Raw genomic sequence first — 12,231 nt, 5'->3', positions numbered from 1 at the left:
CGGCGAAATGAATTCGCCATAACATGTGAGGAAAAACAATGAAAAGTTTGAAAACCCTCGTATCGTTGTCTGCTTTGGCTGTTTGCATGGGTGCTGCTTCGATGGCGAATGCTGTCAGCCTGAGCCCAATTAACACAGGCTTTACCGCCACGGGTTCGATCACGGTTAAATCCCCGTCGTCGATCCAGATTCCAGTGACGTGCAGTGTGACCTTTACCGGGAATGTCGATGGCAGTGGCCTTGGGAAAATCACCGATGTCGTCGTGGGTGGCAGTAATTCACTGTGTAACCTGCCGCAGACCACCAATAAGCCATGGACGCTAACGGCTACAAGCCTGACGGCTCCGACCGCCGTGGGCAACGTTACCAACGTGGGTTACAACATTACCGCTTCAGGTGTTATCCCATCGAACTGTGGCCCGTCCACAATCACCGTTGGGTATAACAACACCACTAAGGTGCTGACGGCCTCCAACCAGCCTTTGTCCGGAAGTTGCACCGTTCAAAGCTTGAGCGTGACCGTAGTGGGTGCCGGTGGAGTGCCTATTGTTGTTGTTCCTTGAGGCAGTCTTGAGGACAAAGGGCTGATCACCCATTGAAAGACAGGCACCTTGAATAAGGTGCCTGTTGGGTGGCCCCAACAGCAGAGTGGGCGACCATAAGTGTCCACAGGAGATGTTATGCAAGCGCTGATTCGGTGTGTCTGTAAGACGGTATCGATGTTGGTAGTTATTTTAATATCTTCCGTCTGCATGGGGGCAACATTTTCACCGGTGGGACCATTTGGTTCAATCACGGGTACGCTGACGCTTAAGTCGCCCTCGTCATTGCAAATTCCTATCAAGTGCGACATCCGCATGAGTGGCCAAGTGTCCCAAGATGGCACGGTCAGCATTACTAATAGCGTGATTTCAGGTGCGAATACGTTATGTCAGTACACGCGTACTGGCAGTACACCTTGGACACTGTCAGCCACCAGTCTTGCTGGTGTGACGATGTCGAATGTGCAGTTCTCAATATTCGGCCCTGGGGTGATTCAAAGTGCCTGTGGGCCCTCTACGCTCTCCGCTGGGTGGACGGGTTCATTTCGCCAATTGAATGCCTCGAGCCAGGTATTGTCGGGGAGCTGTACGCTGGTCTCATTAGAAGTGTTGTTCTGGTATTTGGATATTGTTCCTTAGTGGGTGTCGCCATAAAGGAAGTTGTAAGCGTTGCAACGCCTGTTGTTTGAGACATGCCGTTGGTCGCGGTGATAACAATAATTAGGAGTGGTAAATGAATAATAAAAAACAACACGCTCGCACCTTGTTAGGACTTGCGGTAGTCGGTGGGCTGGTGTTCGCTACTTCTGCACACGCCGGTGGTTTTGCTACACCCACGTTTGGGGCAGAAGGGTGGGGCCGCGCCTTTGGTGGTGGTTCAATGTTTAAAGATGATCCTTCATCGGCCTATAACAACCCCGCGGCCATGGCGTTTATCGATCACAACATTGCACAATTTAACGTCGATTACGCGCGTATCAACATCAAGTATAAAGGCACCGCCAAAGATTATGCTGGCAATGACCCTGCCAAAGTGACCATTGACCCCGTGACGGGTGAGACAAGCTCTGTGCCCCGCACCGGTGACGGCGGCCAAGGCGGGTTCACCGCCTGGTTGCCGACCGGTTTCATGGTGATGCCGCTCGGTGATCGTTTCGCCTTCGGCCTGAGCCAGGTCGTGCCTATGGGTGCGCGCACCACGTGGGATGACGATTGGGTCGGTCGGGACTTTGCCGTAGATACTCGGATTGAAACAGTGGGCGTGACCGGCTCCCTGTCATTCAAGGTCAATGACGAATTCTCCGTAGGCGCCGGCGCCATCGTTCAGCATACAAAAGGGTTTGTCAGTCAGAACGTCGACCTGCTTTCCGCTGCGGCCCTTTCGCCCAACATCGGCGTGCCATTTCCATCCGGTGCGGGGTACACGTTAATGCGTGTGAAGGTCGACAATACTTCGGTTGGCTGGTTCGCAGGCCTGGCGTGGAAGCCCACACCGAAAGACACTATTGGCCTGAACTACCACGCCAAGATCAAAAACAAACTGGAGGGTAAGTACAGCATTTATGCCGATCCGATTTCCACGGGATTGATTGATTCCGGGCTTCCCTCTCAGGCCTACCCGGGACTTACGCTTAATTCCAACGGCGCAAAAGCCTCTGCTCAACTGGACGTTCCAGCCAACGCCTCCGTTGACTGGGTGCACCAGTTCACCGACCGATTCACCCTCGGCGCCAGCGTCACCTGGACCCAATGGTCGTCGTTCAAGGACCTGACCCTGAAGTCTGAGGGTACGACCATTGTCGCCATTCCCTATAACTACAAGGATGCCTGGATGGTCTCCCTCGGCGGTGACTACAAGCTCACCGACGATTTCACCCTGCGCGCCGGTGTGGCCACGGACCAGACGCCGACGCGTAACTCCACCCGCGACCCGCGTATCCCGGACGGTGACCGGATTTTCACGTCCCTGGGTTTTGGCTACAAAATCCGCGCCATCCCAGGCCTGGGTATCGACGGGTCCTATTCCCACCAGTTTGTAGAGAAGGCCAAGCTGCAAACGCATAACCAGGACCGCCTGGGTGGGGCAACTCTGGATGGCAAGGCCGATGCTTACGGGGACGTGGTCAGCCTGGGATTAACCTACGAGTTCTGACGCGCCACTGCCGGGTGCAGTACCGGTGTAAACCTGCCGTCAGCGCATCTTTCTGCACGGTTTCACACCGGTCATGCATCGACGGGGCGCCTACGCGCCCCGTTCCGATTTCGTAACCACTCAACCATCAGGCTGAATCATTCAACCGACATTTCTTTCGCTCAATAATTAAATAAAAATTTCAAAACAAAATTTGAATTTGTCTTTCCAAGTTTGTAGTGTGGCTTTACGCCGCAGGTCGATCCGACCTTTCGCACGTAAACCACGCCCTGAATCGAGTAGAGGTATCCCCATGGTTATCTGGTTATTGGTGGGTGTCGCAGCCGCGATTGCCCTGGCGTATCGACAAGCTGCCGCCACTCTGTGGCTGGGCGCTGGCCTGATCTGGCTGACAGCGGGCTACCTGTTCAATGGGGTGGCGGCTTTCGGCGCCACCGTCGCGGCCGTGCTGGTGGTATTGCCGGCGTTGTTGATGAGCCTCAAACCGCTGCGCCGCGCGCTATTGACCGGCAAGGCCCTCAATCTGTTTCGCACGATCATGCCAGCGATGTCCGACACCGAGCGCGCCGCCATCGAGTCCGGCACCGTGTGGTGGGACGCTGAGCTGTTCAGCGGCAAGCCCGACTGGCAGCGCCTGCTGCAAGCGACCCCGGCGAGCCTGAGCGCCGAGGAACAAGCCTTCCTCGACAATGAAGTGGAAACCCTGTGCGATATCGCCAACGACTGGGAAACCACCCAGGTCTGGCAGGACATGTCCCCCGAAGGCTGGCAGTACACCAAGGACGCCGGCTTCCTTGGCATGATCATTCCCAAGCAGTACGGCGGCAAAGGCTTCTCCCACTACGCCCATTCCCAAGTGGTGATGAAGCTGTCGACGCGCTGCTCGGCGGCGGCGATTTCGGTGATGGTGCCCAACTCCCTGGGCCCGGCCGAACTGCTGCTGCATTACGGCACCGATGCCCAACGCAATTACTACCTGCCACGTTTGGCCCGGGGCGAGGACATCCCGTGCTTTGCCCTGACCAGCCCGTACGCCGGCTCCGATGCCGGGGCGATTCCCGATGTGGGCGTCGTCTGCAAAGGCACCCACGAAGGCCAGGAAGTGCTGGGGTTTCGTGTGACCTGGGACAAGCGCTATATCACCCTGGGACCGATCGCCACGGTGCTCGGTCTGGCGTTTCGCGCGGAAGATCCGGACGGATTGCTGGGGCCGAAGGGCTCGCTGGGCATCACCTGTGCCCTGATCCCCACCTCCCATCCCGGCGTAAACAGTGGTCGCCGGCACTGGCCGCTCAACGCCGTATTCCAGAATGGCCCGACCACCGGCAAGGATGTGTTCATCCCGCTGGAATGGGTCATCGGTGGCCGCGAACAGGTCGGTAACGGCTGGCGCATGTTGATGGAGTGCCTGGCCGCCGGTCGCGCGATTTCCCTGCCATCGGCCAACGTCGGCCTGGGCAAGGTCGCGGTGCGCGGCACCACGGCCTACGCGGCGATGCGCAAACAGTTCGGCTTGCCCATCGGCAAGTTCGAAGGGGTGCAGGCGCCGCTGGCGCGCATGGCCGGGCACCTGTATGCCTGCGATGCGGTGCGCAAGGTCTCGGTGGCTTCATTGGATGCCGGTGAGAAGCCCTCGGTGATCTCGGCCATCGCCAAGTACCACGTCACCGAACGCGCGCGGATGATCGTCAATGACGGCATGGACATCGTCGCCGGCAAGGGCATCTGCATGGGCCCGAATAACTTCCTGGCCCGTGCCTATCAGCAAAGCCCCATCGCCATCACGGTGGAAGGCGCGAACATCATGACGCGCTGCCTGATCATCTTTGGCCAGGGCCTCATTCGTTGCCATCCCTATGTGTTCCGCGAAATGGAAGCGGCGCGCAACCCGGACCGGCGCCAGGCGCTGGAAGATTTTGATAGCGCGATGTTCGGTCATGTGAGCTTTGTATTGGCCAACACCGTACGTGCGGCGGTGCATGCCCTGACCGGCGGGCGCCTGATTTCCGCACCGGCCAAGACCGACCCGGCGCTGGCGTCCTACTATCGCCAGGCCAATCGTCTGTCGGTGGTGCTGGCGCTGATCTCGGATATTTCCATGGGCGTGCTGGGCGGTGCCCTCAAGCGCAAGGAAAGTATCACCGGGCGTTTGGGCGATATTCTGTCGCAGCTGTACATCCTGTCCTGCGTGCTCAAGCGCTTCGAGGATGACGGCCGGCCCCAGGCAGACCTGCCGCTGGTGCATTGGGCGGCACAGGACGCATTGCTGCGTGCCCATGAAGCCCTTGCCGAAGTGCTGGATAACTACCCGTCGAAAGCCGCAGCAGCTGTGGTGCGTGGCTTGAGTTTCCCGTTCGGCATTCCCCTGCACAAACCCTCGGATCGCCTGCTGGCCCAGGTGGCCGATGTGGTGCAGACCCCCGGCGAAACCCGTGACCGCCTGTTGGCCAACTCCTACATTCCACGTCCGGAAATCGACAAGCTGGCCTACGGCGAATTGGGCTTCCGCCTGTTGCCGCAGGTGGAGTTGATCGACGCCCGGCTCAAGCCGGCCATCAGGCAAGGCCTGCTCGAACCGATGCCGATCGCCGCCACGGCCTTCACCGCCTGGCGCGTCAAGGCGCGGGCGCTGGACCTGATCAGCGACGACGAAGATGCCTTGCTGGCGCGCTATGTGGAATACGCCGACCACGCTATCCAAGTGGATGACTTCCCCCAGGACTTCGGTTTGCTGGAGGCGTTGCAGCAGCGCAGGCAGGCGTTGGAACCAGCGCCCAAACGCCGAACCGCCCAAGGTGAAAACGCCCCGGTCAACTAGGACAAACGCGGTCAATGTGGGAGGGGGATGGGTTCAATGCCAGTCATGTAGGAGCGAGCTTGCTCGCGAAGAACGTCTAAGCAACGCGTTCATTCTGGAGAAACGTGGTGGCCCTGAGTTTCTTCGCGAGCAAGCTCGCTCCTACATGACTGGCATTAGGGCTTGCCCCCTCCGACATGGATCGGGTTTACAAGGTCAGAATGTGTTGTGAGTGAATGCTGATATGAGTGACAGCTACCTATCGTTCGTCAATTCCCCCTGGGGCCGTCGCCTGGCCCAGGTGGTAGGCTTGCCCCAGCCCGTGCCGTTGCAGCGCCATCGCAGCGGCCAGCCAGGCCTGGCCAACCCGGTGATTGTCGCCGGGGCAGGGCGCCTGGCTGCGCAGGTGCAACAGGTGTTCAGCGCCACCGACACGGTCACCGCCACCCCGGCGACGCTCAAGGCGCCGTCCACGGTCAAGGTGCAGGGCGCAGTGTTCGATGCCAGCGGCATAACCGGCCTGCAACAACTGGACGAGCTCTATGAGTTCTTCCATGCCAACGCTAGACGCCTGGGCCAACACGGCCGCGTTGTGGTGCTGGGCACCGCGCCGGAACACTGCACCGAGTTGCCCCAGGCCATCGCCCAGCGTGCGCTCGAAGGCTTGGTGCGTTCATTGGCCAAGGAGTTGCGTCGGGCGATCACCGTGCAGTTGCTGTACGTGGCGCCGGGAGCGGAAGACGCACTGGACAGCAGCCTGCGTTTCTTCCTGTCGCGGCGCTCGGCCTATGTGTCGGGGCAGGTGGTGCGCCTGGAAAAACCGGTGGATGGGCAGGTCGCCGTCAATTGGGACAAACCCTTCGCCGGCCGACGCGCGCTGGTCACCGGCGCTTCCCGAGGCATTGGCCTGGCCATCGTCCAGGTCCTGGCCCGCGAGGGCGCCCATGTGGTCTGCGTGGACGTCCCTCAGGCCCAGGACTCGCTGCAACAGGCGGCCGCGAGTGTGGACGGTTCGGCGCTGCCGTTGGACATCACGGCAGCGGACGCCGCTGCCCAGTTGCATGCCCACGTCAGCCAATACGGCGCCTTCGACGTGGTGGTGCACAACGCCGGGATCACCCGCGACAAGACCATCGCCAAGATGCCTGAAGCGGCCTGGCGCAGCGTGCTGGCGGTCAACCTCGAAGCACCGTTGCAGCTGAGCAACGCCTTGTTGGATAGCCAGGGCCTGAATCCGGGTGGGCGTATCGTGTGCGTGTCGTCGATCTCCGGCATTGCCGGCAACCTCGGGCAAAGCAACTACGCCACCTCCAAGGCCGGCGTGATCGGCCTGGTGCAAGGCCTGGCCCCGCGTGCGGCGGCGCAACAGGTAACGGTGAATGCGGTGGCACCTGGATTTATCGAGACCCAGATGACCGCCAAAATCCCTTTGATGATTCGCGAGGCCGGGCGGCGCATGAACTCGATGTCCCAAGGCGGGCAGCCGATCGATGTGGCCGAAACCATTGCCTGGCTGGCGCACCCGGCGTCGGGCGGGGTCAACGGCCAGGTCGTGCGCGTGTGCGGCCAAAGCCTGCTGGGAGCCTGAGCCATGGACTACGTGACGCAGATCATCGACCCTCCGCCATCGCGCACGCGCCTGCTGCTGGACGGCGTACGTGCCCTGCGCAAACCCAAGCTCGAGGGTGCACCGCTGTTGCCCAAGGAGCGCCTGGTGCGCTCGGCGGTGGAATTGTCCGCTGCGGGCATTGCGGCTTACGGCCGTGCCTGCGGCTTTCGCCGCGAGCAGGGTGTGCCGTTGTCTTACCCCCATGTGCTGGCGTTCCCGCTGCACCTGATGCTGCTGACCCGTCCGAGTTTTCCGTACCCGGCCAGCGGCATGGTGCACCTGGCCAACCGCATTCGGCAGCACCAGCGCCTGCAGGAGGGCCAGGCGCTGCGCCTGGAAGTCTTTTGTGAACGCTGGGTGGCCCATGCCAAGGGCCAGGCGCTGAGCATCGCCACCCGCGCCTACAGCAACGGCACCTTGGTGTGGGAAAGCGACAGCCTGTACCTGCGCCGCGAGGTGAAAAATCCCGTCGGCGAGCCGTGGGAAGACGCGCTGGCGTTGCAGGAGGAGGGCCTGTTGCGCACCCAGCGCTGGGTGTTGCCCGCCGATCTGGGGCGGCGCTTCGCCAAGGTCTCGGGGGACTTCAACCCGATCCACACCTCACAGATCGGCGCCAGGCTCTTTGGCTTTCGCCGCGCCATTGCCCATGGCATGTGGACCCTTGGCCGCGCATTGGCCGCTCAACAACCCCCCGGTGGCCTGGAGCAGGCCCAAGCCCATTGCGACTTCAAACTGCCGATCTTTTTGCCCGGCCAGGTCGCCCTGTGGCAACACCCCGTGAGCGGTCCGCGCCGCGAATTCGAAGTGCGCAATTTCGCCGGCGACAAACCGCATATGCGCGGGCTATTTGTCTGGAATGAGAGCCCTACATGAGTGACTACAGCTTCAATCCGGCCCCGACCCGCCGCGTGGCGATTATCGGCGGCAACCGCATCCCGTTTGCCCGTTCCAACACGGTGTACGCCCACGACAGCAACCAGGACCTGCTGGTGGCGGCGCTGCAAGGCCTGGTCGACCGTTACAACCTGCACGGCCAGCGCCTGGGCGAGTTTGCCGCCGGCGCGGTGATCAAGCATTCACGGGATTTCAACCTGGCGCGTGAGTCGCTGCTGTCGACCACCTTGTCCCCGCAGACTCCGGCCTACGATGTGCAGCAAGCCTGCGGCACCGGCTTGGAAGCGGCCTTGCTGGTGGCGAATAAAATCGCCCTCGGCCAGATCGACGTGGGCATCGCCGGCGGCGCCGACACCACCTCCGACGCGCCCATCGGCATCAATGAATCCCTGCGCCACACCTTGCTCGCGGCCAACCGCGCCAAGGGCATGGGCGAGAAGGTGAAGGCACTGCTGAAGGTGCGTCCGTCGATGTTGTTCAAGCCGCTGTTGCCGCGCAATGGCGAGCCGCGTACCGGCTTGTCCATGGGCGAACATTGCGAAGCCATGGCCCAACGCTGGCAGATCAAGCGCCTGGCCCAGGACGAGTTGGCCCTCACCAGCCACCAGCGCCTGGATGCCGCGTATCAGCGCGGTTTCTTCGACGACCTGATCAGCCCCCATCGTGGCCTGGCGCGGGACAACAACCTGCGCGCCGACGCCAGCCTGGAGAAACTCGCCGGCCTGTCCCCGGCCTACGACCGCCAGCACGGTACCCTCACGGCGGGCAACTCCACGCCACTGACGGATGGTGCCTCGGTGGTGCTGCTGGCCAGCGAAGACTGGGCGGCGGCCCATGGCTGGCCGGTGTTGGCCTACCTGCGCACGGGCGAGACGGCGGCGGTGAATTTTGTCGACGGCAGCGAAGGCCTGCTGATGGCGCCGGCCTACGCCGTACCGCGCATGCTCAAGCGCGAAGGGCTGAGTTTCGCCGACTTCGATTTCTTCGAGATCCACGAAGCGTTTGCCGCCCAGGTGCTGTGCACGCTCAAGGCCTGGGAAGACGCCGATTACTGCCGCGAACGGCTCGGTCTGGAGGCGCCGCTGGGGGCCATCGACCGCGCCAAAATGAACGTCAACGGCGGTTCTCTCGGCTGCGGCCACCCGTTTGCCGCCACCGGTGGCCGGCAATTGGCGGCGCTGGCCAAGACCATTCACGAGCGGGGCGGCGGTCGCGGTCTGATTTCCATCTGCGCGGCGGGCGGGCTGGGCATTACCGCTATCGTCGAAAAATAGCCCCATCAAAAACAACAATAAGGAGACCGCCATGAACGCTATCAGCCTGGAACACACCGAACGGGTCTGGTTGAACGCTTACCTGCCCGGCGTCCCGGCGGACATCGATGCCGGTATCGAGGACTACCCGTCGTTGCGCGAGGTGTTCCTGGAGCACCTGGAGAAATTTCGCGAGCGGGTCGCCTACGTCAGCATCGGCACCGAGATGACCTACGCCGACTGGCAGGTGCAAGGCATTGCGTTCGCCGCCTGGCTGCAGGGCCAGGGTGTACAGAAGGGCGACCGCGTGGCGTTGATGATGCCCAACTGCCTGCAGTACCCGATCTGCCTGCTGGGCACGATCCTGGCCGGCGCGGTGGTGGTCAATGTCAACCCGTTGTACACCGCCCATGAGCTCAAGCACTTGCTCAAGGACAGCGGCGCCGAAACCGTGGTGATCTTCGAAAACTTCGCCCACACCCTGGAAAAAGTCATCGCCGGCAGCAGCGTCAAGCGCGTGGTGGTGGCCGCCATCGGCGACCTGCTCGGCAGCTTCAAGGGGGCGGCGATGAACTTCATCCTGCGTCGCGTGCAAAAGCAGGTGCCGGCGTTCAACCTGAGGGGCTCGGTGCGTTTCAACCAGGTGCTGAAACAGGGCCGCGCGCTCAACCACTTCCCGGTGGACATGCACCTCGACGACCTGGCCTTCCTGCAATACACCGGCGGCACCACCGGGGATGCCAAGGGCGTGATGCTCAGCCATCGCAATATCATCGCCAACCTGTTGCAGGCCAAGGCCTGGGTCGGCGACCAGCTGGACCAGGACAAGCAGGAAACCAACGTCACCCTGCTGCCGCTGTATCACATCTTTTCCCTGACGGTGAACTGCCTGATGTTCATGTGCCTGGGCGGGCGCAACATCCTTATCGCCAACCCGCGGGATGTGAAGCGGGTGCAGATGATCCTGCGCAAGGAGCGCTTCAATGGCATTGCCGGAGTCAATACGCTGTTCAACGGCTTGCTGGAGAATAAGGAGTTCTGCGCCCGGGACTTCTCCGACCTGCGCATGGTGATCGCCGGCGGCATGGCCACGCACACGGCGGTGGCCAAGCGCTGGAAGGACGTCACCGGGCTGCCGATCATCGAAGGCTACGGCCTCACCGAATGCTCGCCGGTGGTGAGCATCAGCCCGATCGACATTGCGCGCATGCGCGAAATGGAGTTCACCGGCAGCATCGGTGTTCCTTTACCGTCGACCTGGGTGCGGTTTATGCGTGAAGACGGCGAGCTGGCCGATATCGGCGAGCAAGGCGAACTGCAGGTGCGCGGCCCGCAGGTGATGCAGGGCTACTGGAAACGTCCGGACGCCACCGCCGAAGTGCTCGACGCCGAGGGATGGTTGTCGACCGGTGACATCGGCGTGATGGATGAACGCGGCTATATCCGCCTGGTGGACCGCAAGAAAGACATGATCCTGGTCTCGGGCTTCAACGTGTACCCCAATGAAATCGAAGACGTGGTGGCGCTGCACCCTGGAGTCGGTGAAGTGGCGGCCATCGGGGTGGAAGATGGCGTGACGGGGGAGAAGGTCAAGATCATCGTGGTGCGCAAGGACCCGAATCTGACCCAGGAGCAGATCCTCGCCCATTGCCGCGAATACCTGACGGGTTACAAGGTGCCCAGGTATGTGGAGTTTCGCAGTACCGAGTTGCCCAAGACCACTGTGGGTAAAGTACTGCGCCGAGCCTTGCGCTGATTTAAATGTGTGTAGGTGATCTAAATGTGGGAGGGAGCAAGCCCCCTCCCACATTTTCAGAGCGAGTTCACTTTGACCCAGCGTTCTTCCTGGGCAGCCACACGAATCGCCGTCGCCAACCGCTCCACCTCCCACGCCGCTTCAAAGTCGGTGCCATCCGCGCCTTGCCCCGTCACGGCCATGATCAACTCCTGCACCTCCAGGGTCTTCAGCTCGTTGTACCCCAGTTGATGCCCCGCCGCCGGGCTGAACGCCGCGTAGCCGGGCAGGGCAGGACCTGCCAGCAAACGCTGGAAACCGTCCTGGCCGACACGGCACAGGCGCAGTTCATTCAAGCGTTCCTGATCGAACGCCAAGGTGCCCTTGGTGCCGCTGATCTCGAAACTCAGGTGGTTCTTGTAACCGTGCTTGAGCCAACTGCTGCTCACCGTGCCGCGCGCGCCGTTGGCGAAGCGCAGCAGGGCGTGCACCTGGTCGTCCACGGCGATGGCTTTCTGCTCGGCGCTGCCTTTGACGGCCGGGCGTTGGGCGTGGACGGTCTGGGTGTCGGCACACACGCCGGTCACATCGCCCACGAGGTAACGCGCCATCGACAGCAAGTGGCTGCCCAGGTCCGCCAGGGCGCCACCGGCATGCTCCACTTCACAGCGCCACGACCACGGTGACGCCGGGTCGGCCATGAAGTCTTCGCTGAACTCGCCCTGGAAGCTGATGATGTCGCCGAGGTCACCCTCGGCAATCAGTTGCCGCGCCAGGCCGATCATCGGGTTGTGCTGGTAGTTATAGCCGACCCGCGTCACCACCCCGGCTTCGCGGGCGGCCTGGCGCATGGCATCGGCCTGCTCCAGGCTGACCGCCAGGGGTTTTTCGCAGTACACCGCCTTGCCCGCTGCAATGGCCGCCATCGCCATGGGAAAGTGCAGGTGGTTCGGTGTGGTGATGGCCACCACATCCACGGCCGGGTCGTCGATCAGCGCCTGCCAGTCGCCGTGGGCCTGGGCAAACCCCCAGGCCGTGGCACAGCGCTGGGCGCGCTCGGTGTCGGCATCGGCCAGGGCGGCCAGCTTGAGGTGTACCGGCAGTTCAAATACCGTCCGGGCATTGTTGAATGCCAGGGCGTGGGCGCGGCCCATGAAGCCTGTGCCGATCAAGCCGATTCCGAGTTCACGCATAGCCGTGGTCCTTTGGATTATTGTTTTCAGGAGGGTTATTAATGGAATAAAAATTC

9 protein-coding genes are annotated in these 12,231 nt (G+C 61.8%); 8 read left to right on the top strand and 1 reads right to left on the bottom strand.

The annotated features are described in order from the left end of the window. Positions 1-38: 38 nt before the first annotated feature. From praB (J3D60_RS07680) to J3D60_RS07650, 8 genes are all read left to right on the top strand, one after another. A complete protein-coding gene (praB, locus tag J3D60_RS07680) occupies positions 39-563 on the top strand; it encodes an alkane oxidation protein activator PraB (RefSeq protein ID WP_115488183.1) in 525 nt (174 codons plus the stop codon). Positions 564-680: 117 nt separating this feature from the next. After that, entirely contained in the window at positions 681-1,181 is a 501-nt protein-coding gene (gene praB / locus J3D60_RS31355) for an alkane oxidation protein activator PraB (protein ID WP_367399667.1), read from the top strand. A 94-nt stretch (positions 1,182-1,275) separates the two neighbouring features. Continuing rightward, entirely contained in the window at positions 1,276-2,694 is a 1,419-nt protein-coding gene (locus J3D60_RS07675; protein ID WP_115488182.1) for an outer membrane protein transport protein, read from the top strand. A 292-nt stretch (positions 2,695-2,986) separates the two neighbouring features. Continuing rightward, positions 2,987-5,512 (top strand): acyl-CoA dehydrogenase, encoded by a 2,526-nt coding sequence (locus J3D60_RS07670; RefSeq protein WP_253490743.1) that lies wholly within the window; start codon positions 2,987-2,989, stop codon positions 5,510-5,512. Positions 5,513-5,735: 223 nt separating this feature from the next. Beyond that, positions 5,736-7,079, top strand: a complete 1,344-nt coding sequence (locus J3D60_RS07665) for a 3-oxoacyl-ACP reductase (protein ID WP_253490741.1) — start codon at positions 5,736-5,738, stop codon at positions 7,077-7,079. A 3-nt stretch (positions 7,080-7,082) separates the two neighbouring features. Next, on the top strand, positions 7,083-7,973 hold the full coding sequence (locus J3D60_RS07660) for a MaoC/PaaZ C-terminal domain-containing protein (protein ID WP_253490739.1): 891 nt from the start codon (positions 7,083-7,085) through the stop codon (positions 7,971-7,973). Then, the gene (locus J3D60_RS07655) at positions 7,970-9,268 is read left to right on the top strand and encodes an acetyl-CoA C-acetyltransferase (protein WP_253490738.1); all 1,299 of its coding nucleotides are present in this window, start codon (positions 7,970-7,972) and stop codon (positions 9,266-9,268) included. The genes J3D60_RS07660 and J3D60_RS07655 overlap by 4 nt, the downstream gene beginning before the upstream one ends. Before the next feature lie 31 nt (positions 9,269-9,299). Then, complete coding sequence (locus tag J3D60_RS07650; protein WP_065942012.1) at positions 9,300-11,003, top strand: AMP-binding protein; 1,704 nt, start codon at positions 9,300-9,302, stop codon at positions 11,001-11,003. A 56-nt stretch (positions 11,004-11,059) separates the two neighbouring features. Here the strand turns inward: J3D60_RS07650 and J3D60_RS07645 are convergent, their stop codons facing one another. Continuing rightward, complete coding sequence (locus J3D60_RS07645; RefSeq protein ID WP_253490736.1) at positions 11,060-12,175, bottom strand: Gfo/Idh/MocA family protein; 1,116 nt, start codon at positions 12,173-12,175, stop codon at positions 11,060-11,062. Positions 12,176-12,231: the final 56 nt, after the last annotated feature.

The organism is Pseudomonas sp. S3E17 (assembly GCF_024168685.1).
Taxonomy (GTDB): Bacteria; Pseudomonadota; Gammaproteobacteria; order Pseudomonadales; family Pseudomonadaceae; genus Aquipseudomonas; species Aquipseudomonas marginalis.
The sequence above is the reverse complement of the archived record's forward strand: the minus strand, read 5'-3'. Positions and strand labels throughout refer to the sequence as shown.